At 67.2% G+C, this 21,370-nt stretch carries 14 protein-coding genes, 1 tRNA gene and 1 pseudogene; 7 read left to right on the top strand and 9 right to left on the bottom strand.

The features are described 5' to 3' along the window. The first annotated feature begins 265 nt into the window (after positions 1-265). The 6 genes from QZY48_RS23180 to QZY48_RS23155 all read left to right on the top strand — a co-directional run bounded on the left by QZY48_RS23180 (position 266) and on the right by QZY48_RS23155 (position 8,590). The gene (locus QZY48_RS23180) at positions 266-2,611 is read left to right on the top strand and encodes a primosomal protein N' (protein ID WP_295435540.1); all 2,346 of its coding nucleotides are present in this window, start codon (positions 266-268) and stop codon (positions 2,609-2,611) included. Positions 2,612-2,840: 229 nt separating this feature from the next. Further along, positions 2,841-4,610 carry an arginine--tRNA ligase gene (argS, locus tag QZY48_RS23175; RefSeq protein WP_295435538.1) on the top strand — a complete coding sequence of 590 codons (1,770 nt, stop codon included), beginning with the start codon at positions 2,841-2,843 and terminating at the stop codon, positions 4,608-4,610. Beyond that, complete coding sequence (locus tag QZY48_RS23170; RefSeq protein ID WP_295435536.1) at positions 4,611-5,297, top strand: SPOR domain-containing protein; 687 nt, start codon at positions 4,611-4,613, stop codon at positions 5,295-5,297. Positions 5,298-5,375: 78 nt separating this feature from the next. Next, positions 5,376-6,365, top strand: coding sequence for a hypothetical protein (locus QZY48_RS23165; protein WP_295435534.1), 990 nt, complete (start codon positions 5,376-5,378; stop codon positions 6,363-6,365). A 127-nt stretch (positions 6,366-6,492) separates the two neighbouring features. Beyond that, positions 6,493-8,214: a thiamine pyrophosphate-binding protein gene (locus QZY48_RS23160; RefSeq protein WP_295435532.1), complete on the top strand. Its 1,722-nt coding sequence runs from the start codon at positions 6,493-6,495 to the stop codon at positions 8,212-8,214. A gap of 61 nt (positions 8,215-8,275) precedes the next feature. Next, a complete protein-coding gene (locus tag QZY48_RS23155) occupies positions 8,276-8,590 on the top strand; it encodes a hypothetical protein (RefSeq protein WP_295435530.1) in 315 nt (104 codons plus the stop codon). 49 nt (positions 8,591-8,639) lie between these two features. Here QZY48_RS23155 and QZY48_RS23150 read toward each other — a convergent pair whose 3' ends face one another. From QZY48_RS23150 to QZY48_RS23110, 9 genes are all read right to left on the bottom strand, one after another. After that, positions 8,640-9,356, bottom strand: a complete 717-nt coding sequence (locus QZY48_RS23150; protein ID WP_295435528.1) for a SprT family zinc-dependent metalloprotease — start codon at positions 9,354-9,356, stop codon at positions 8,640-8,642. Next, the gene (locus QZY48_RS23145) at positions 9,353-10,903 is read right to left on the bottom strand and encodes a hypothetical protein (protein WP_295435527.1); all 1,551 of its coding nucleotides are present in this window, start codon (positions 10,901-10,903) and stop codon (positions 9,353-9,355) included. Before QZY48_RS23145 ends, QZY48_RS23150 begins: the two co-directional genes overlap by 4 nt. Next, a complete protein-coding gene (locus QZY48_RS23140; RefSeq protein WP_295435525.1) occupies positions 10,900-12,837 on the bottom strand; it encodes a type I restriction endonuclease in 1,938 nt (645 codons plus the stop codon). The genes QZY48_RS23145 and QZY48_RS23140 overlap by 4 nt, the downstream gene beginning before the upstream one ends. A 132-nt stretch (positions 12,838-12,969) precedes the next feature. Next, positions 12,970-14,334: a Fic family protein gene (locus tag QZY48_RS23135; protein WP_295435523.1), complete on the bottom strand. Its 1,365-nt coding sequence runs from the start codon at positions 14,332-14,334 to the stop codon at positions 12,970-12,972. After that, the gene (locus QZY48_RS23130) at positions 14,331-15,596 is read right to left on the bottom strand and encodes a hypothetical protein (RefSeq protein ID WP_295435521.1); all 1,266 of its coding nucleotides are present in this window, start codon (positions 15,594-15,596) and stop codon (positions 14,331-14,333) included. The genes QZY48_RS23135 and QZY48_RS23130 overlap by 4 nt, the downstream gene beginning before the upstream one ends. After that, positions 15,593-18,433 carry a class I SAM-dependent DNA methyltransferase gene (locus QZY48_RS23125; protein WP_295435519.1) on the bottom strand — a complete coding sequence of 947 codons (2,841 nt, stop codon included), beginning with the start codon at positions 18,431-18,433 and terminating at the stop codon, positions 15,593-15,595. The genes QZY48_RS23130 and QZY48_RS23125 overlap by 4 nt, the downstream gene beginning before the upstream one ends. A gap of 164 nt (positions 18,434-18,597) precedes the next feature. Further along, a tRNA-Leu gene (locus tag QZY48_RS23120) sits at positions 18,598-18,684 on the bottom strand. Positions 18,685-18,739: 55 nt separating this feature from the next. Further along, on the bottom strand, positions 18,740-19,183 hold the full coding sequence (locus QZY48_RS23115) for a tetratricopeptide repeat protein (protein WP_295435517.1): 444 nt from the start codon (positions 19,181-19,183) through the stop codon (positions 18,740-18,742). A gap of 178 nt (positions 19,184-19,361) precedes the next feature. Beyond that, positions 19,362-20,216, bottom strand: coding sequence for an inositol monophosphatase family protein (locus QZY48_RS23110; RefSeq protein ID WP_366929758.1), 855 nt, complete (start codon positions 20,214-20,216; stop codon positions 19,362-19,364). A gap of 217 nt (positions 20,217-20,433) precedes the next feature. Between QZY48_RS23110 and QZY48_RS23105 the strand changes: the two are divergent. Beyond that, positions 20,434-21,370: pseudogene (locus QZY48_RS23105) on the top strand (hypothetical protein); the annotation flags it as partial.

The raw sequence follows: 21,370 nt of genomic DNA, 5'->3' as shown, positions 1-21,370 counted from the left end.
ATGAAACAGCACCGTAACAACGGCGCCTCATTGCGACCATGCCTCAGGGGCTGTCCACAGAGTTATCCACAGGAATTGTGAACAGATCTCCTTTCGCCAAGGGTGACAGCCGGTTGCGGCCTCTTGGTTAAGTCGGCTGCAGGAACATGGCCTAAGTGGGGCCGACCGCAACGCAGCGCGGGGCGCCGCCGCGCCGCAAGCCCCAGGGCGGCAACCGATGCGGACCGCCGCGCCGCCACGAACGGCCCCCGTGGAGCAGTCGCCGATGGGCCTACCGCCCATTGCGGCCACTACTATCGCCGCGCCGGTTCCCAGTCCGGCCCTGGCACCGCCACCGGAGTCTCCACCCATCCCGAACCATCCCACCATCTTGCGCGTTGCGGTGGCGGCCCCCCTGGCCGGACTCTTCGACTACCTGCCCCCGGCGGACGCGGACTCGATGCCGCTGATCCCCGGCGTGCGTCTCCTGGTGCCATTCGGGCGCGGGCGGCGGGTCGGGCTCCTGGTGGAGACCGCCGGGCACTCCGACCAGGCGCCGGAGCGCTTGAAGCCAGCCCTCGCCGTGCTCGATGCGACCCCGGTGCTCGGCCCCGACGACCTGCAGCTCATCCGCTGGGCCGCCGACTACTACCGCGCACCCCTGGGCGAGGCCCTGTTCAGCGCCCTGCCGGTGCGCCTGCGCCGCCCGGACGCGCGCCTCGGGAGCGGGCTCCCGGGGCTGCGCGCGACCGCCGCCGGGGGCGTCCTGGCGCTTGCCGACCTGGGGCGGGCGGCGGGTCAGCGCCGCCTCCTGGACACGCTGCGGGCCGCCCCGGAGGGGCTGGCGACACTGCACCTGAAGGCCCTGCTCGGCCCCTGCGCCGGGCCGCTCAAGGCCCTGCGTGAGCGGGGCCTGATCGAACCCTGCCGGGTGGCGGCGGGGGTCGCGCCGCCGGTGCCGACGCCGGTCTGCACCCCGGATGCGGCCGTGGCCGTCCTGGTCGGGGTGGGGCCGGTCCTCAATACCGAGCAGACCCGGGCGGTCGCGGCGGTCGCGGCGGCCCTGGGCGGCTTCGCCCCCTTCGTCCTCGACGGGGTAACCGGCAGCGGCAAGACCGAGGTCTATATCCGCCTGATCGAGCGCGTGATCGCGGCCGGGCGCCAGGCCCTGGTGCTGGTGCCGGAGATCGGGCTCACGCCGCAACTGCGCGACCGCCTGGGGCAGCGTCTGCCCGGACCTCACGCGGTGCTGCACTCGGCCCTGCCGGAGACCGAGCGCGAGCGCGCCTGGCAGAGTGCCGCCGCCGGGCGTGCGACCCTGGTGCTCGGCACCCGCTCGGCCTGTTTCGTGCCCCTGCCGCGCCTGGGGCTGATCGTGGTGGACGAGGAGCACGACGCCTCCCTAAAGCAGCAGGAGGGGTTCCGCTATTCGGCCCGGGACCTGGCGGTACGACGCGCCCAGCAGGCGGGCTGTCCGGTGGTCCTGGGCTCCGCCACCCCGTCCCTGGAGACCCTCTACAACGCCCGCGCCGGGCGCTACCGGCGGCTGCACCTGAGCGAACGCGCCGGGGGTGCACGAGCGCCCGCCATCGCGCTCCTGGACATCCGCGGCCAGCCCATGAGCGCCGGCCTCTCCCCGGCGCTGCGCGACCAGGTCGAGACCCAGACCGGGGCCGGCAATCAGGTCCTGCTGTTCCTCAACCGCCGCGGCTATGCCCCGGTGCTGACCTGCCACGACTGCGGCTGGGTGGGTGTCTGTCCCCATTGCGACGCGCGCCTCACTCTGCACCTGCGGCTGCGCCGCCTCTGGTGTCACCACTGCGGCTGGTTCCAGGCCACGCCGGTCAGTTGTCCGGACTGCCGGGGCGCCGACCTGCGCGGTCTGGGCCTGGGGACCGAGCGTCTGGAGGAGGAACTGCGCGCGGTCTTTCCCGCGGTCACCCTGGCGCGCATCGATCGGGACAGTACCCGCCGCAAGGGGGAATTGGACCGGCTGCTCGCGGCCAGCCGCAGCGGGGAGATCCAGATCCTGCTCGGCACCCAGATGCTCGCCAAGGGACACGACTTTCCCGGGGTGACCCTGGTCGGCATCCTCGACCTCGACCACTCGCTCTATGCCGCGGACTTCCGCGCCCCGGAGCGCACGGCCCAGCTCATCGTCCAGGTCGCGGGCCGCGCCGGCCGGGCGCAGCGTCCTGGCCGGGTCGTGCTCCAGACCAGGCACCCCGAGCACCCCCTGCTGCGCTCCCTGATCACGGGGGGCTACCCCGGCTTCGCCGAACTGGCCCTGGCCGAGCGGGAGGCGGCCCAATTGCCGCCCTTCGCCCACCTCGCGCTCTTGCGTGCCGATGCCCCGGACGCCGAGGTCCCCATGGACTTTCTGCGCCAGGGGCGCGCCCTGGCCCTGGCCCTGCAGGGCGAACTGGTCGGCACCCGGGTAGCGGTGTCGAGCCCGGTCCCGGCGCCCATGGAGCGGCGCGCCGGGCGCTATCGCGCTCAACTCCTGCTGGAGGGTCCGGACCGGCCCGGGTTGCAGCGCTTTCTCGGGCCCTGGGTCAGCCGTTTGTGGACGCTGCCGCGCACCCGGGGGCTGCGCTGGTCGCTGGACGTGGACCCCCAGGACATGATGTAAGGGCCGGATTCGGGTATCCTTAGACGAATTGCGCCGCGGGTTGCGATGGGCCCCGGCCGCCTGTCTTTCCCCGACCTCGATCACTGCTCTGGTCAGCCCCCGGGGCCTGGGCGTCGTGCCTGTCGGTTCCCGGCCCGGCGGGCGGCAGGCCCGCGCTCCCGGGGACAAAGACTGAGCGTGACTTGGATGCAACCCTGGTCAAGGCCCACTTTCCGATCCGAATTTAGCCATGAAACAACAGATCACGGACCTCCTGCGCGCCGGCCTGGCGCATCTGACCGCGGACGGCGCCTGGGACGCGATCACATTGCCCGAACCCCAGGTCGAGCGCACCCGCGACCAGGCCCACGGTGACTTCGCCACCAACCTGGCCCTGCTGCTGGCCAAGCCGGCTCGTGCCCGTCCCCGGGAGGTTGCGGAGCGACTGGTGGCCGCCCTGCCGGCCTCGCCCTTGGTCGCGCGGGTGGAGATCGCCGGACCCGGCTTCATCAACTTCTTTCTCGCCGCGGATGCCTACCGCAGCTTGGTGCCGGCCATCCTGAGTGCCGGGTACGATTACGGACGCTCCCGGCGCGGGGCCGGGCGGCGGGTCCAGGTCGAGTTCGTCTCCGCCAATCCCACCGGCCCCCTGCACGTGGGCCACGGACGCGGCGCGGCCTACGGCGCGGCGGTGGCGGACCTGCTGGCGGCGGTCGGCTACGAGGTCCACCGCGAGTATTACGTCAACGACGCCGGCCGCCAGATGGACATCCTGGCCACGTCCGTGTGGCTGCGCTATCTGGAACTGTGCGGCGAGGCGATCGAATTTCCGAGCAACGGCTACAAGGGTGACTATGTCTGGGACATCGCCGCCACCCTGCACCGGGAGCACGCCGATGCCTACCGCACGCCGGCCGCCCTGGTCTTTGCCGGGGTCCCGGCCGACGAGTGCGAGGGCCAGGACGGGGGCGACAAGGAGGACCACATCGACGCACTCATCAGTGCCGCCAAGCGCCTCTTGGGGGACAACCGCTACCGCTACTGCTTTGAACTGGCGCTCAATACGATCCTGGACGACATCCGCACGGACCTGGCCGAGTTCGGGGTCGAGTATCAGGAGTGGTTCTCGGAGCGCTCACTCGCCGAGCGGGGCGCCGTCAATCGGGCGCTCGAGCGCCTGCGCGAGGCCGGGCACGTCTATGAGCAGGGCGGTGCCCAGTGGTTCCGCTCGAGCGCCTTCGGTGACGAGAAGGACCGGGTGCTGGTCCGGGAGAACGGGCAGGGCACCTATTTTGCCTCCGACATCGCCTACCACATGGACAAGCTGGAGCGCGGCTTCGAGCGGGTGATCGACATCTGGGGTGCCGACCACCACGGGTATGTGCCGCGGGTCAAGGCGGCGCTCACGGCCCTGGGCGACGATGCCGACCGCCTGGACGTCCTGCTGGTGCAGTTCGCCATCCTCTACCGCGGCGGGGAGCGTGCCCAGATGTCCACCCGCTCCGGCCAGTTCGTGACGCTGCGCGAACTGCGCAAGGAGGTCGGCCGCGACGCCGCCCGCTTCTTTTATGTCATGCGTCGCTGCGAGCAGCACCTGGACTTCGACCTGGATCTCGCCAAGAGCCAGTCCGCGGACAACCCGGTCTATTACTGTCAGTACGCCCATGCCCGGGTGTGCAGCGTGCTGCGCCAGGCGGCGGACAAGGGGATGGTGGTGGACCCGAGCCCCGGTGCCGCCAACCTGGAGCGGCTCACCGAAGACCATGAGCAGGCCCTGTTGCGGACCCTGGCGCGCTATCCGGAACTGGTTGACACCGCCGCCGTCAACCATGAGCCGCACCTGGTCGCCACCTATCTGCGCGAACTGGCCAACGAGCTGCACACCTACTACAACGCCCACCAGTTCCTGGTGGACGACACGGCCCTGCGCGACGCCCGCATCAAGCTCATCCTGGCGGTGCGTCAGGTCTTGCGCAACGGGCTCGCACTGCTGGGTGTCACCGCCCCGGAGGCCATGTAGATGGCCCTGGACCCCAGGCGCGGCGCCGCCAAGCCGACCCCCCGGCGCGCCCGGCCCCGTTCCTGCGTCTGGTGGTTCCTGTTCGGGGCCATTCTCGGCAGCTTCGGCGTCGGACTCTACTGGATGACCCAGGCCCCCGGCCAGGTGCCGCCCCCGGTGGCGGCGGCCCTGCCCAAGACCGAGCGCCCAGCCCCCCGACAGCCCAGCTTCCAGTTCGAGAAGATCCTGCGCGAGACCGTCGTGGACACCAAGGACACCGGCAAGCCGCCGCCGCCGCCGGCGCCCCGGCCGGAGCCGCCGCCACCACCAACAGTCACGCCGGAGCCGCCCGCGGCGCCGCCGCCCGATGCGGCACCCGGTACCCCGGCCGATACCGCCAAGGCCGAGGCCGAGGCCAAGGCCAAGGCGGACGCCAAGGCCAAGGCAGACGCCAAGGCCAAGGCCGAGGCCGCCGGCATTTACGTCCTCCAGGTGGGGTCCTTCAAGACCGCCAAGGAGGCCGACGCCATGAAGGCCAAGCTCGCGCTGCGCGGCGTCTCCACGCGGGTCCAGACGGTCACCTTCAAGGACGGGCAGGTCTGGCACCGGGTCATGACCGGGCATCTGGACGGCAAGAAATCGATGGAGTCCACCCGCGCCACCTTGAAGAAGTTCGGCACCGAGGCCGTCCCGGTCAAGCTCAAGTAGCCCAGGTCCATGAGTGAACGATCCATACGCATCGCCGTCAGCATAAAGGATCGCGCCGCGCGACAACTCGCCTGCACGATGTTCAGCAACGCCGGCGCGACGGTAAAGGCCTGCGATGGCGCGGCGGCGATCCTTGAGGCCGGCGCCGACCTGCAGGCCATTGTGCTGGGCCTGGGCGCCGCCCCGGAGGAAACCTTCGACGCGTTGGTGATGCTGCGCCAACGCCTCGCGACTATCCCGATCTACGTGATCGCCGACACCGCGGGGGAGCGCTCGGCCAAACGTGCCACCCAGTTCGGCGCCACGCAGGTGATCCCGAACGCACTACTGGAGCGTCGGGTCGCGCATCTGGTCAAGCAGATCGCGCAAGCCGGCGGGATCGAGGACTGGAGCATCCGCTCGCCGGGATGGATGGCACCCCGGGCGGATCAAGGCTACAACATTGAATCGATGGACCTGGGTGCGTGGCTGGCGATTCCGGGCAACCGGCGCTTACTGGGCATGCAGGAGCCCAGTACCGAGGCCGCCACGCCAACCTCGGGCCCGGCGGTTCAGGACGAGCGGCCGGGCGCCGACCGGGCGCGAACCGCGCCCAATCCGCCCCTGCCAACCGTCACCGAATTGGAGTGGATAGCGGCAGCACCTCCGGTGCCGGAGGAGCCGGCACTGGAGGCGTCCGCGGCACCGCAAGCGGTGGCTGGCGGCGCGCCGTGCGGCCTTGGCGACTGCCGGTTCCTGATCGAATGTCGCGCGCAGCACGAGGCCCAGAGCGCCGCCATCCTGGACGTCCACAAGCAGCGTGAGCGGCGCCAGCAGGAACAGAACCAAACGTTCCGCGATCACCTCCAAGCCGATCTCAGGATCGAACTGCACCAGACCGTGATCCAGGAGATCACCGCCGCCCAGGTACGGGCGCAGGCGCGCATGGATGCGTTCGTCGCCAAGGTCAGGCGGGAGCGCTCCGCCGCGATCCATCGTATCAACCTGATCCTCGGCGTCTTGGGCGGCGTCATCGTTCTCGTGGTACTCGCCGGCATCGGCTTGGCATGGCGATTGGGGGTCTGGTGACCGACGCGGCGCCCACCGGCCCCGTCCGACGCGGGTGACACGGCTCCTGCTGATTCGCCGTTTTCGTTTCCCATCAGTGGCCGCGGGCTGATGCTTGTCCGCTCACTCGACGATCCGGGAGAACGTGATGCAAGGCGCCGATTTCATTCTCGACAGCCTGGCCCAGGAGGGGATCGATCATCTCTTCATGGTGCCCGGGGGATTGATTGATCCATTCCTGTCGGCGCTCGGCCGGCAAACCGCACTGACACCGATTGTCGCGGCCCAGGAGGGTGGCGCCGCCTATATGGCAGACGGTTATGCCCGGGCCGGCGGTAGGTTTGGTGTCGCCCTGTGTATCGGCGGTCCCGGCCTGGGCAACGCGGTCACCGCGGTTGCCGCTGCGCAAACGGATGGCTCACCGCTGCTGCTCCTGAGCGGTGAAGTTGCCACCGACATGGAAGGCTTGGGCGAGTTCCAGGATGCCGGCAGTCAGACGCTCGATGACGTCAGCATCCTGAAACCACTCACCCGATACTCCAGTTCCGTCACCAATCCGCGCAACCTGCCGCACCTGCTGCGCCATGCATTGCTCCAGCTTCGCACTGCACCCACCGGGCCGGTCCATCTCTCACTTCCAACGGACAGTCAGGTCTTCGACCTGGACGCGCGTTATCGACCGATAGACGCGGGGTTGATCCATGCGCGGACACTGGCAGCAGACGCGGCGGCGGCGACCCTGGCCCATTTTACCCAAGGCCCTGACGGCACCCCCCCGGTGCGTATCGTCATTCTGGCCGGCGCCGGCATCGAACACGCGCGCTGCTACGCTGCACTGCGCGATTTCGCGCAACGGTGGTCCATTCCGGTGGCGACGACGCTGCGGGCGAAAGGGGCCTTTCCCGAGGATCATCCGCTGTCACTCGGTGTCTTCGGCTATGCCGGAACGCACCACTCACGCCTGGCGCTACTCGATAACCCCCCGGACCTGCTGTTGCTGCTGGGGTCGGGGCTCAACGAACGCGACACGCTGCATTGGGCCCTCAAGCTCAGGGCGCAACGGACGATCTGTGTCAATCTCAGCACTGTGGTCATGGGTGCCCACCTCACCGACAGTTCTGTGGTGGGGGACGTCGGGGCCTATCTGGACTGGTTGGCAGCCCACCACGACCGGATTGGACCGGCACTGGAAGCCACGCGCGCGGCCCGCGGCCACTGGCTGGCCGGGATCACCGCGCAGCCGCGCCTGCAGGACCCGCAACATTGCGCGAGCGATGCAACGCCTCTGCATCCCGCCAGGGCAATCAGCGAGTTACGCACGGCCTTACCAAAAGACGGTATTGTCCTGATCGACTCCGGTGCCCACCGCGCCTTTGCCGGGCATTACTGGACCGCCTATGCACCGCTCACCTACCTGTCCGCAACCAATCTCGGCCCCATGGGCTGGGCCATTCCCGCCGCCGTCGGTGCGCAATGCGCAAGGCCCGACCGCAGGGTCGCCGTCATCACGGGGGATGGTTGCATGCGTATGCAGGGAATGGAAATCGCGACCGCCGCCCGCTATCGGCTGCCCATCATCTATCTGGTCATCAACAATGCCGCGCTGGGCAATGTCTGGCTGCGCGCCCACACGCTGGGTGCAGTGCCCGATGAATTGACCAGCTTGCCGGACCACGACTGGGCAGGTTTTGCCAGGGGACTGGGTGGTTTCGGCATTACCGTAGCGCGCCCCGAGCAACTGGCAGGGGCCTTTGCCGCGGCCCTTGAGAACCAGGGGCCGACGGTGATCGATGTCAAGGCCGACAAGCGGTTTGCGACGCCGGTACAGGACTGGTCGGCCGCCTGTGCCGCCTGGTCTTATCACGAATAATCATTCAGGGGCCTGCCCATGGCGACGCTGCACTTCGATCCCGCGCAGCTGACAGTTTGTCGTGCTGGCGGTCGCCCGCGACACCAAAGCGGCCTTTGAATGGAGTGATCATGTCGAGCACGCCGTGGCCGCGGGCGTCCCACCGGACGTGATCGAGGCCCTCAAGGCCGGCGGTATCAGGGACGGCGCCTTTCCCGAGCCATTTCAAGCGGCGGCGCAGGTGCTGCAGGCAACGCTGGGCTGGCAGAACATACCCGCCGGCGTTCAGGCCGATGCCATCGGCCGGTACGGGCTGCACGGATTCATCGAGATCGTGGTGTTGTCGGGCTTTTATCAGATGTTTTCGGCCATCAACCAAGGCTTCGATATTTCCTGAGCTGGTGGTGTACCGGCCCTGCCTTGGTGAGCGGGCCTTGATCTTCAACTTATTGGCGCATCGCGGGGGCGCACCAAAAAACGTCGGCGGTGCTGTGATGTAGCTCAGCCTTACGGTCCTGCCAATCCGGTAGCGCGCGCTCCAGCGACCGCCAAAATTCCCGGTTATGACTGGGCTCCACCAGGTGGCACAACTCATGGACCAGCACATAGTCCACCAAGCGGACCGGGAGTTGCAGGACCCGCCAGTTGAGATACAGCGCGCCATCGCGCCCGCAGGACCCCCACCGGTAACCCAGGTCCCTGACCAGGACCCGGGTCGGTGCCGGACCGGTGCGCAGCCGCAGCAGATCGATGCGGCGCGCCAGCCACTCCTTACCGGCGGCGATATACCACTGTCGGAAGTGGACATCCGCGGGCCGCGCATCGCGCCGCAGCAGGAAGCGAGCCCCGTCGAACGCGAGCGCCGCTTTCTGCTCATCCACCAGCACCAGGCGATAGCGCCGGCCGAGATAGCTGAAGGTCTCCCCGGTCACATACTCAGGTGTCGGCGCCTTAGGGGTGGACTCCTCCTTGAGTGCCAGCTTGCGATGCACCCAGAGCAGCTTGGTCCCGGCCCAGGCGGCCAGTTCGTCATCGCTGGTGGCGAGCGGGGCGTGCATGACCAATTCGCCGGCGCGGTCCACGGTCAACCCCAGGGTCCGGCGGCGGTCGCTACGCCTGATCTCGAAGGCCAGTCCGTCGATCTCCAGGGTTTCAGTCATCATCGGGTCAGGTTCTCGTGGTTCTCGCGGGCCAGCGCCACCAGGCGTTGCGCCAGGTCTCGCTCCGTCTCCGGCGGGCAGATGCCGGCCTCGTCAAGGTCACGGACCAGCCGCCTGGTCAGCAGTTCCCGGGCATTGGCCTTCTTCCAGAACCCCACACTGCGGACCTCCTGCGTGATACGCTCGACCATCTCCAGGGTAGCCAGCATCGCACGCTTGCGCTCGTCGTCAGTCAACTCCATCCGTGCCCCGCAGAAATCGAGCACGAGACGGACGAACGGCACCTGAACCCGCGGATCGAGGTCAGGGAAATCGGCCCCGTCGCCGCGTTTCAACTCGTCGACAAAGCGCCGGAGTTCCCGTTCCAGCGCGTCCCAATCATCTTTGAGGCGTTGCAGGATCTCCTCAAGCTTCTCACTCATTTGGCGCGCATAGACTGGGTTCTGGTTGGTGAACCCGGTGATGTGAAAGCGCGCCGCGTGCTGCATGTGCGCGGCCCTGGCGCCGCTGCTCAACTGGTTGGTAAGCACCTGCTCGAACTGGGCGTCGGTAATGGCGGTGGGCGGGATCCTGGGATCGACCCCGCGGGCGGACACATGGCCGTCGATCAGGGCCTTGACCTTCTCCGCCACGCCCAACAGGTTCAGCGCCGGATCGCGGTACAGGTTCGCCGCCACCTTGTTGATGAAGCCCAGAAGCTTGGCATCCCGAAAGACCTCCCCGGGTACTTCCGAGCGATGCTGCAGTACATTCAGTGTCTCGTAAAACGCGCGTAGCGTATCAATGAATTCGCGTCGCACATCGAGATTCCCAAGCAGCTCGACACACCGGTTCACTTGGGTAAAAAGATCAATCACGCCCCGCGATGTGAAGACCGCCACGGCCCGCACCCGTCGGTCCAGCAGTTTCGGCAGCTCGACGCCGATATTGATGAGCGCCGCCGCGATGTCCGCGCCGTCGTACTCCTTCAGCGCCTCGTCCAGGTGACGCGCCACGCCGATGTAATCGACCACAAAGCCGCAGTGCTTGCCCCCGTAGGTCCGGTTTACTCGGGCAATCGCTTGCAGCAGGTCGTACGAGACGATCTTGCGATCCAGGTACATCACCTGTTCAACCGGGGCGTCGAAACCGGTCAGCAGCATGTTGTTGACGACCAGGATCGCCAGCGGATCGGTCTTGGCCGTTTTTTCCGGTGCCCAGCGGCGTTTGAAGCGTTCGATCGATGCCTTCTGCTTCTCCTTGTCCGACCAGTCACGCCAGGACTCCGGGTCGTTGTGATTCGCCGAGATGACGGCCGCGACCTCCATCACCCGCAGTCTGTCCAATTGGCACTGCATCCCGGCCAGCCAGCGGGTCGGGGCATCCAGTTTCTCCAATTCGTCGTCGGACAGCCGCGGCACCCCGTCCGGGAGCCCCTCGATCTCGGCCACCAGTGCGTCGCGCGCCTGGATCAACTTGTGCTGATAGGTCACCGCCGCCTGGCGGCTGGTCGCCACGACCTGCGCCTTGAACCCCTCCGGGAGTGCGACGGCGGCAAAGTGCCGGATCATGTCCGGGCCTTCTGCTCGATCAGCAGCGGCGCTTCCAGCACATCGCCCTCGGTCCCATAGCGCGCCTTGATAACGGCCAGCTCTTGCGGTGTGAAGTCGACGAACATGTCGACGAACAACTGATCGAGCCCGGTCGCGTCCTTGACGAAGCCATCCGCGGTACGTCCCTCGTAAAGGATCGGCACCGTGGCCCCGTCCAGCTCGGCATCCTGCAAGAGGTAGCGGTCGATGAAATCGCCGAAGATCTCTGCCGTCGTCTTCTTGTCGTGACTCAGGATGGGGGTACCGGTAAAGCCCACGATGGCCGCGTTCGGCAGGGCGCGGCGCAGATTCCGGTGCAGCGTGCGCGTATTGCTGCGGTGCGCCTCATCCACCAGGACCAGGATCTCCGCCGACTCATTGAGCAACGGAAAGTTCTCGAAATCGATACGTTCCGTATAGGTCACGGCCTTCTCGACCACGGGTTCATCCCTGCCAGGCCGCTTTTCCTTGCGTTGGATCGTCATGGACACCCGCTCGCCGTCCCGATCCCGCGCCCCTTCCTGGTACTTCTGAAGCATGGCGAAGCAGATGTCCGGCGTCGGCTCGCACAGGATACGTTGCGTGCGGGCCGTCGGCGACTCGCGCAACCGCTGGTCCAATTCGTTCGGACGCAGCGTTTCGCCGGAAAGACGGGCGGTCTCGCGCAATTGGCCCTCCAGATCGGTGCGGTCGGTCACGACCACGATCTTGAAGGCGAGAAGATAGGGCGTCGTGCGCATCTTGCGCACCAGGAAGACCATGGTCAGGCTCTTGCCCGAGCCCTGGGTGTGCCAGACGATGCCGCCCCGTTCGTCCCACATCGCCCCTTGCATGCGTGACCGACCCTCGAGCAGCCGCTTGATCGCCTTATGGACGGCGCGGAACTGCTGATAGCGCGCCACGACCTTGCGGGTGCGGCCATCCACCTGTTGGAAGACCGTAAAGTTGCGCACCAGGTCCAACAGGTGGGCGGGCCGCAGCATCCCAGCGACCAACAACTGCTGGCTGTGCAACCCCGGACCCCGCATGGCCGGTGGGCGTTGAGCGGGGGTCCGGAAGAACAATGGTGTCCCGGCCCGCTCGGACTGCTCCGGGCCGAGCAGGGCCAGTTCCTCGGCCGCCGCTTCCGCATCCGGCGCCACCGACAGCAGGCCCAGTTCCTCCGCGACGGCGGTCGAGGGGACCGGGCTCGTATCACTCCATTCCAGATAGGCTTCAGGCGGCGCCCCCAGTGTTGCGACCCGCGCCTCGAAGAAGTCGCTGGCGATCAACAACTGGTTGGTCCGAAACAGGCCCTCGATGCCCTCGTTCTCGGTATAAAGGGCAGGCCAGACCTCGCGACGCTGATTGGAGTAGCGGAGCAACTGATTGGTCGCCTCCCCGATGGGGTTCTGAATACCGGGGCTCTTGAATTCCGCGACACCCAGGGGCAGGCCGTTCACGAACAAGACCCCGTCCGCGATGATATAGCTGCGCCCGCTCGTCAATTCGACCTTGAACTGGTTGATGACCAGGAAGTCGTTGTTCTCCGGATGATCGGGGTCGAAGTCGATGTACTGCACCGGCTGGGGCCGACCCTGGTCCCAGTCGGGCAGGCCCTCGACCACGGTCCCTTTGAGCAGCAGTTCCGTGACGGCCTGGTTGGTCTCCATGAGCCCGTGCCCCGGCGCCCGCTCCAGGTCGCGGATCGCCTGCGCGATACGCGTCTCGTCCAGCCAGGGCTCGCCGTCGCGCAGGTTGATCCGGTAGAGCGCCGCGGCCAGCCGCCCGCGCAGCAGCACCTCCTGCGAGCTGGTTCGCTCGGTGGACTCCGGCAGGTCCGGGTCGCCCTGGATCCACTCCCAGCCCATGGCCTGAAGTTGCCGACAGAAGGGCAGTTCCACCAGGTCGCGTTCCCACTCGATCTTGCTCATCTGCTTGCCTGTGCTGTTAACGTGACCCTGCAGCCCGGAAAATCGGGGCGAAATCGCCCTTATAGGCAGCGGTGGGGTTGTGCTATTTTTCGGTCAAAATCGCGTAAGACTTTGTTTCTATGTTACCGCGCACTATTTCGGTGCAATTGGGCTTGTGCTAAGGCTTGTGCTAAATAGCGCACCCTGGAGCAACTCGACCCACTCCGGGGCCAGGGCGTAGGTGCGTACGCGTTGTGCCCCGGCGCGTGCGGGAAGGACAAAGCCCTCGCCCCGCCACCGCTCCAACCATTCCCGAGCCGTGTTGGCCGATACCCCGAACCACTCGACCATATCGCCGGGGCTGAAGCTCATGGCGCCGGCCCCTTGTTCAAGTCCGCGCATCAGCAGGCGTGTCAGCAATTGCTGTTGCACCCGGCGCAACGATTCCCACGGAGGGGCTGCGCGACGCTGCGGGGCGTACAGTTCGATCGCCTGTTGGTGCAGCGACTCGGCGGCCCGGGCCATGGTTGCCAGGAAATAGGTCAGCCATTGCGTGTGGTCGGCATCATGACGGCCATCGTAGAAATTCACCGGCAGGTCCATCTGGAGATTGGCGTAATAGGCCCGCAGGTCTGCCGTATAGTGCTCTTCGAGCGATAGAAAGCCGCGCATCTCATAGCCGCTGCGCCACAGCTCCATCGTCGCCAGGGCACGGGCCGTGCGGCCGTTGCCGTCGCTGAATGGATGGATACTGACGAAGCGGTGGGCGAGCAGCCCGGCGCGCGCCGGTCCGGGCAACCGGGCGGCCTCCGCTCCCTTCCACCAGGCAGCCAAATCGGCCATGAGTACCGGCACGTCCTTCGGCATGGGCGGGGCATAATCGATGCGCCGCGTGGCCGTATCCACCACTGGACATTCCTCGCGGCGGTAGTTGCTGCGCAGGCCCCGCCGGCCCATGGCGCGTACCAGGATGATGCCGTGCAGCTCCCGAATCAGGTCCTCGGACGGCACCCGGCTGGCCTCGATCTGCTCCTCGATCCACTCCAGCGCCCGCCAATAGTTGCGCACCTCCTGCTGCATCTCAGTCTGGGTCTTCCCGACTGCGAGCACCGCCTGGCCCACTTCCACGGTATTGAGTGTATTGCCCTCGATGCGGGTCGAATGACGGGTTGCACGCTGTCGCGCCGCCTGGCGCAGGCGCAGTTCCTGGTCGGGCGGCAAGGGCAGTATGGCGATGACTGAACGTGCGGACTCGATCAGGGCCAGGTCGCGCACCATGGCGTGACTATAGCTGAAGCGCGCGTGGAAGGTCAGGGGTAGGGCGTCGCCGGGCTGGGCTTGCGGGTCCGGTGGCGATGGGGTCAGCGGGAGTCCGGCCTCGATGATCCATCGCTCGATCAGTTGCAGCCGAACGACCAAGCCGGCCCGGTCCACTACGTCCTCGTCAGGCGTCTCGGCCACCATCCGCAGCAAGGCGCCTCGCTCGGCGAGCAAGGACAGGTGCTCGTCTCGGGTCATGTGCGGGTATCCAGCAGGTCGGCGGGGACTCGGACTCGGCCGGTGAGGAGGTCGCACATGAGGCCAGCCTTGATGTTTGCGAGCTTGCACAGTTCAGCAGACTCGTTTTTCTGCATCGCGGCAATTTCCGCCAGCCGATCAGCAATCAATCTTTGCTCGAAAAGCGATGGGCGTGGAAAGGGCATCTTGGCAAAGCGGTCCGCGCCCAGATGCGCTACCGAGGTGGTCTGTTTGGCGATGCGAGTAAAGGCGCCGGTATCGAGCCAATACTTGAAAACCGCTTGGGAGTATTCGGGGATCGTGGTGTCGTTGCACCGGAACCGAACCAGGGTGTTCTGAAAGCAATAGGTATCCGGCGGTCCTTCAAAGATAGCGCTGCGCCCTACCAGTTCAAGGCTCTGCCCCTCGTTCAGTAGGATGTCGCCAGCGCAGAGGTGATAAGTTGCTTGCTCGTGAGGATTGAAGTTCATCGAGAGGACATCGGAATAGTCGATGAAACAATCGAAGACGTTAGCCACACGCAGGTACGGCCGGATATGCTGGCCGGTTTCGTGTGCCGGCGAGCGCTGCCGGCCCAAGCGTACTTCGCCCGCTTGCTCCACCGAGGTTATATCCCAGCAAGCAGGCATCCTTCCCAAAATCGAGTCTTGAAACTGCTCCGGGTGGACGGCAGATTCGCGTAGCTTGCCGTTTTCGTCGAGACCATGGGTCAGCAGGTCGTGGAGCAGGCCGGTGCGGATCTGCTTGAGCTTAGCGAGCACCGCTTCAGTTTGGAAAATTGCTTCATCCACAGCATCCAGAATGGCGGCGATGCGCGATTGCTCGGCAACTGACTCCGGAAAGAAAACCGCAAGTCCTTTTAGGTCGCCCCAAGAGGTCCGCGGCATCTTTGTTCCAGCCGCGGTTGCCGTTGCGGCACTGAACACCCGCTCCCACTGGAAGACATGCCCGGCAAATGTTGGCATTATCCCTGGCATGCATCGCAATACGAGAATATCCGTGGAGCAGTAGCCTGGAAAAGGCGCTCTTAGGCTCTTGCGAAGATTGGGACGCAGCTTTCCGAAAAGGATGTCGTCTTTCTGAAAGACCGAGTTGACGCTCAGGGACGAGCTGCTTTCGGCGACGCCAAGCAACCTGGGTTTTCCGGAAGCGATATGCTCGAGACCCACATAAGGCAATTGGGCGCTTTTGTTGGCAAAGACCTTCTCGTTTTGCAGTGTCACGAGTTCGTCAACGGTCGTCTCAAGAACGGGAGAAGTCATGAATAACCCAACCGCTCGAGCGCTGCATTCAATCGATCCTCATTCGATCTCCGCACGCCTCGGATATTGACCAGTGTCGTCCGGTACTTATCCCACGCCCCTTCTGCAAACCGCACCAACTCGTGCCGCCGCTCCCTCATGGCTGCGTCCATCCCGATCTGCGCATCCTGCGCAATCAACTCCAGCACCAATTCCCGCTTTTCGCCTTCCCCCATCGCATCGCAGGCCGCCTTAAGTTCGGCCAGGAAGGAGTTGAGCAGTGCGCGGTAGCGCTTGCGGGCCTCGGTCAGGTCGGCCTTGGTCTCTTCGTAAGGCTCCAGGGCTTCGGCAATCGCGGCGAGGCGCGTGAGTACGGGCTCCAGCGCGGCCCGGGCGCGGGCGAGGCGGGTTTGGGCCGCACCGGTCAGGAGCGGACCCCCTTGCGGGGCGGTCACGGCAAGCGCAGCGGGTCGATCCGGAACAATGTCACGCCCTTTAAGGGCTGGAGGATCTAACCGCGACAAGCCAGGGCCTTGCCCTGGGCTGGTATGTTCCGCCCCTTTGGGGCTGGGCTGCGGTGCGTCAGACTTTCCCGGGGGCTTTTTGGCGGCAGTCTCCAACTTCTTCAGTTCAGCCAAGGCGGCCTTGTGCTCGGCGCGCAATTCCCGCGCCTGCCGCTCCAGGTCGCGCGCCTGGTTCCAGTTGGCCAACTCGTCCTCTTCCAGGTCGTCCGGGGCGTTCTCGGCCTCGAAGGCGGCCTTCTCGCCCTTGAGCCGGGCGATCTCGGCGCGGGCAGCGGCGATGCTCTCCAGGTATTCGGCCATGGTGCGGCGCACCAGCTTGTGACCGAAGGGGTCGAAGGCGGGGCCGGCGCTGTCGTCGTCCTCCAGTGCGTCGGCGATGGCGTCCACCCAGCCGTCGATGACGCCGGGGAAGCCGTTCTCCAGTAGGGTCTTGAAGTCGGGCAGGGTGTCGGTCCACCAGGCGGCGATGACACCGGCCAGTTTGAAGCGGTCGAGCACGGCCAGGGGGTCCAGGGCGGCGACGAAGCTGTCCAGGACCTCGGCGCGTACGGCGTTCAGGTTGCGCCGGTCGGGGAGGGCGATGATGCGGGGCGAGTGGGCGGCCCACCAGGTGTCCAGGGCCTTGCGCACTGACTGGGCGTTGGCCTGGACGCCTGGATCGGACTCGATCAGGGGGCGGATGGAGGCGCGGTCGGTGAGTGTGGGGGCGAAGTCGAGATAGTCTGGGGCGCGGCCATCCTGGCCGCGCGCGGGCGGGACGCCCGCGCTCCCAAAGACCCGCGCCGGGTCGAGCCCGACGGCGGCGAACAGCGCTCGGCGCGCCTCGACCTCTGTCGCGGGCACGCCGCCATGCAGATGGGCGCGCACGTCCTGCGGCTCGGGCGGCGGGGCGTTGTCGACATAGCGGCGGATGTTGAGGTTCCAGTCGTTGGCCGGGTCGGCAATCTCGGCGACCGGCACGACCCGCGCATAGCCGGGCAGATCCGCGAAGCGCTCGAAGGCGGTGACGACCTTCTCGACATGCTCGGGGCGCAGATAGTTCTGGGCGCGGCCGGCAAAGTATTCGGCATCCGCGTTGATGAAGAGCACCTGGCCGCGGCGGGCCTCGGGTTTGGCCGGATTCTGCGGCCGGCCGGTCAGGTTGGGGCGCATGATCAGGATGCAGGCGGGGATGCCTGCACCGTAGAAGAGATTCTGCGGCAGTCCGATGACGGCCTCGATCAGGTCCTGCTCCAGGAACTTGCGGCGGATCTCCCGTTCCGCCCCGCCGCGGAAGAGCACCCCGTTGGGCATGACGGTGGCGACCATGCCGCCGGGGCGGCACACGGCGAGCATGTGCTGGGCGAACATCAGGTCCGCCTTCTTGCCGCTGGTGGGGCACCAGCCCCAGCGGAAGCGCTCCGGGAACTCCATGTTGGAGCGGGTGTAGTTCTGGCTGAAGGGCGGATTGGCGATCACCCGGTCGAAGCGCTCCAGTTCCCCGGCGTCCCGGTGCATCGGGTGCAGCAGGGTGTCCTCGAGCCGGATGTCGGCATTGGTCTCGCCATGCAGCAGCATGTTCAGTTTGCAGATGGACCAGGCGGAGGCGTCGTTGACCTGGCCGGCCAGATAGAGGTCGCCGGGATTACCGCCGGATTGCTCGACGAACTCCCGGCTGATGATGAGCATACCGCCGGAGCCGCAGGTGGGGTCATAGACGCGCATCCCGGGGGCGGGCTTGAGTACACGCACCATGAGCCGGATCACGTCGCGCGGGGTGTAGAAATCGCCACCCTTCTTGCCCGCCGACTCCGCGAACATATTGATCAGGAACTCGTAGGCGCTGCCGAGCAGGTCGGAGAACTGGAAGTCCTCATTGCGCAGGCGGTGGCGGCTGAAGTGGATCACCAGGTCGCGGCAGGCGTCGTCGCCCACCACGCGCCGGTTGCCCTGCATCCGCATGAACGCGATGTGGTCCAGGACGTGCTCCAGGGTCTCGTTGGACTCGCTGAGCGCCGCGAGTGCCTTGTCGAGCCGGCTGCCGAAGGGCTGGGTAGCGTCGTTGAGCTTGGCGCTCAGGTAAGTCCAGCGGGCCTGTTCCGGGACGAAAAAGGTGTCGTAATAGTCCGGGTTCTCGCCATAGCGGCGCTCCGCCTCGTCCTTGACCAGACCCTGCTCGACCTTGCGTCCGACCAGGCGCTCATACTCGGCCTCGAACTGGTCCGAGCAGCGTTTGAGAAACAGCAGCCCGAAGATGTAATCCTTGTAGGTGGCCGCGTCCAGACCCTCTTGCCGCAACCGGTCGGCGGCGCCGTAGAGGTGACGTTCCAGCTTGGCGAGCGAGAGCTTGGGCATCGCGTTTTCGGCTTCCTGAAATCCATGACTAAGCGCCACGGTGGGGCGTCATTTGGCGGCACTTCGCCCCCGGTTTTGCGCGGCAGTGTCCCGCCAGTGGCGCACGGCGCCGACAGGCAAAGAAAAAGGGGTCAGGCGTTTCCGCCTAACCCCTTGTCTTTGCTTGGTACCGAGGGCCGGAATCGAACCGGCATGGGGTCACCCCCGTCAGATTTTGAGTCTGATGCGTCTACCAGTTTCGCCACCCCGGCAGCAGTTCCGCCATTATAGGTCCAAGGCGCCCGGGCTGTCAGCCTGGATCTGGGGTCAACGCTCATCGAACCCCGCCAAGGCGCGCCAGCGGGCGGCTTCGGCGGGGTCCTGGGAGACGCCGCGACCGTCTTCATAAAGATTGGCCAGGATGCTCTGGGCGCCGGCCAGTCCCTGGTCGGCGGCCTTGCGGAACCAGGCGGCGGCGCGTTGCGGGTCCGGCGCGGTGCATTCGCCCTCCAGGTACATGAAGCCCAGGCCGTGCTGGGCGAGGCCCAGTCCGGCGGCGGCGGCGGCGTGCATATAGCGGTAGGCGAGCAATGGGTTGGGCTGCATGCCGAGCCCGTTCTGGGCCATGATGGCGACGCGGTACTGCGCCTGCGCCTCACCGGCCTCGGCCAGGGGGCGCAGCAGGCCGACGGCGCGCGAGAACTGCTTGGATTCGTAGGCGGCGATGCCGCTGGCCAGGGCCATGGTCTGGTCGTCGGGGGCTTGGTTCATTGGGGGTTCGCTGTTGTTGCTGGGGGCTGCGAGGCAAGAACAAGTTAAACACAACACAATCTTTGTCGTTGTCGTTGTCGTTGTCGTTGTCGTAATCGGAGAAGCGATGCAATTTGGCGTGCGAGAGAATCCGGGGCGCTAAGATAACCTCGACAACGACAACGACAACGACAGTTCCTTAGCGCACCGAGCCGGTGCTCGGATCTTCCAGGGGTGCGTCCAGGGGCAGGTCGATGAAGGCGAGCCAGCGCTCGAAGAGGTCCGGGGTCGCCGCGGCGACCGCGAAGCGGGGTTCCAGGTCGAGCCCGGGCGCGGGTCCGACGCCATAGGGGCGGTAGAGCCTGGCGCTCACCCCGGCCTCGGCGGCGATCAGGTGCCCGCCGGCATAGTCCCACAGCTTCTGGCCGCCGTGCAGGTAGAGTTGAAAACGCCCGGCGGCCAGCCAGCACCACTCCAGGGTCGAGGCCCCCAGGTTGCGTTGGGAGCGAAAGCCCCCGGGGCGGAACAGGGTCGGGAGCCGGGCCGCGGGCAGGCGCTTGAAGTCGATCATCGCCAGGCAGTCGCCCAGCAGCGGCCCCGGGGCGAAGGGCGCGATGGGCACGCCGTTGCACCAGGCACCGCCGCCGCGGATGGCGCAGAAGCACTCGTCGCGCAGCGGGTCCAGGACCGCCGCCTGGACCACCTGCCCGGCCTCGAGCAGGGCCAGCGAGATGGCGAAACCGGGGAAGCCGCCGGCATAGTTGCCGGTCCCGTCCAGGGGGTCCAGGACCCATAGCGAGTGGTCGGCGGCGAGCAGCAATTGCTCCTGCTCCGCGACGGTCATCTCCTCGCCGATCAGGGGGATACCTGGATGGTCGCGGGCCAGGGCCGCCGTGAGGTAGGTCTGGACGGCCGCATCGGTCTCGGTCACCAGGCTGCCGTCCGCCTTGGCGTGGCTCTGGACGTGGTGAAAGCGGGGCATGATCTCGGTGGCGGCGGCCGTGCGCAGCAGGTCGGTGAGCCGCTGCAGATCGGGGTGCATGACAGGGTGCATGGAGTCCTCTTACCGGGTTGATGGCGCTGGTGCCGGTACCGCAATGTGTCGGTCCCGCAGTCACGCTGACGTAGGGGCGGGTTTGAAACCCGCCCCTACCGTCGGATCGCAATGTTCGCCCCGTCGCGTTGCACGCTAAGATGTGGGCACCACGGTGCCGATGCGAGCCCCCGCGCCGGGGTCCACACCGGGGCGCTGATGGATGGGAGATCCGCTGATGTTGCGTTTTCTGGCCGCCGGGTTCGCGGCGGCGTTGGTCGCTTTGGTCGTCTGGTCGCTGATCCCGCAAGCGCCCACGGTGCCGGCCACGGGCGGGCCGGGTGCCGGTCCGGCGCCCGCGCCCGACCGCCCCCTGGTGCTGCGCCCCCCGCCGGAGGTCGATCTGGCGGGGTTCCGCGCCGCCGAGCAGGCCTTGCAGGCGGGGGACCGGACGGCCTTTGCGTCCCTGCTGGAGGGCCTGCGCGATGATCCCCTCTACCCCTACCTGCGCTTTGCGGCGCTGGATGCCGACCTCGCGGCGGCACCGGGCGGGGCCATCGAGACCTTCCTCGCCGAGTTTCCCGCCACGGCGCCGGCCGAGCGCCTGCGCGCCGCCTATGTAAAGCGCCTGGCCGCGGCCGGGCGCTGGGCGGACCTGGTCCGGGTCTATCGCGATGACGACGACAGCGTGGAGCGGCGCTGTCTGTATCTGCGCGCCCTGGTGGAAACGGGTCAGGCCGATGCGGCGCTGACGGCGGCGCGGCTGGAGCCGCTGTGGCTGGTGCCCCGCCCCCAACCGGCCGCCTGCGAGCCCCTCTTTGCCGCCTGGCGGGCACGCGGCGGCCTCGACCCGGCGCTCCTCTGGCGCCGCATCCGCCTGGCCATGGCGGCGGGGGAGACGGCGCTCGCGCGCCAGTTGGGGACCCGACTCCCGGCCGCGCAGCGCCCCTGGCTGGAGCGTTGGCTGACGGTCCAGGCGCGCCCGGCCCTGGTGCTGGAGGCCCAGCAGGCGACGGGGCAGGCGGCCGACCACCCGCTGGCCGCGGCGATCCTCGCCGACGGGATCGGCCGGCTGGCCCGCTCCAACCCGCGCGCTGCCGCGGGCGCCCTCGAGTCCGGCCGCGCGTCCCTGGCCGCGGACCCGGCGGCCCTGGATGCGGCGGCGGCGGCGGAGG

The organism is uncultured Thiodictyon sp., assembly GCF_903828115.1.
Lineage (GTDB): Bacteria > Pseudomonadota > Gammaproteobacteria > Chromatiales > Chromatiaceae > Thiodictyon.
Note: the sequence above shows the minus strand (reverse complement) of the source record. Positions and strands in the feature narration are given on the sequence as shown.

Bases quoted from the DNA above. Each gene is read 5' to 3' on its own strand.
- QZY48_RS23180 (WP_295435540.1), top strand. From the start codon at position 266: ATGGGCCTACCGCCCATTGCGGCCACTACTATCGCCGCGCCGGTTCCC.
- argS (WP_295435538.1), top strand. From the start codon at position 2,841: ATGAAACAACAGATCACGGACCTCCTGCGCGCCGGCCTGGCGCATCTG.
- QZY48_RS23170 (WP_295435536.1), top strand. From the start codon at position 4,611: ATGGCCCTGGACCCCAGGCGCGGCGCCGCCAAGCCGACCCCCCGGCGC.
- QZY48_RS23165 (WP_295435534.1), top strand. From the start codon at position 5,376: ATGTTCAGCAACGCCGGCGCGACGGTAAAGGCCTGCGATGGCGCGGCG.
- QZY48_RS23160 (WP_295435532.1), top strand. From the start codon at position 6,493: ATGCAAGGCGCCGATTTCATTCTCGACAGCCTGGCCCAGGAGGGGATC.
- QZY48_RS23150 (WP_295435528.1), bottom strand. From the start codon at position 9,356: ATGATGACTGAAACCCTGGAGATCGACGGACTGGCCTTCGAGATCAGG.
- QZY48_RS23145 (WP_295435527.1), bottom strand. From the start codon at position 10,903: ATGATCCGGCACTTTGCCGCCGTCGCACTCCCGGAGGGGTTCAAGGCG.
- QZY48_RS23140 (WP_295435525.1), bottom strand. From the start codon at position 12,837: ATGAGCAAGATCGAGTGGGAACGCGACCTGGTGGAACTGCCCTTCTGT.
- QZY48_RS23135 (WP_295435523.1), bottom strand. From the start codon at position 14,334: ATGACCCGAGACGAGCACCTGTCCTTGCTCGCCGAGCGAGGCGCCTTG.
- QZY48_RS23130 (WP_295435521.1), bottom strand. From the start codon at position 15,596: ATGACTTCTCCCGTTCTTGAGACGACCGTTGACGAACTCGTGACACTG.
- QZY48_RS23125 (WP_295435519.1), bottom strand. From the start codon at position 18,433: ATGCCCAAGCTCTCGCTCGCCAAGCTGGAACGTCACCTCTACGGCGCC.
- QZY48_RS23115 (WP_295435517.1), bottom strand. From the start codon at position 19,183: ATGAACCAAGCCCCCGACGACCAGACCATGGCCCTGGCCAGCGGCATC.
- QZY48_RS23110 (WP_366929758.1), bottom strand. From the start codon at position 20,216: ATGCACCCTGTCATGCACCCCGATCTGCAGCGGCTCACCGACCTGCTG.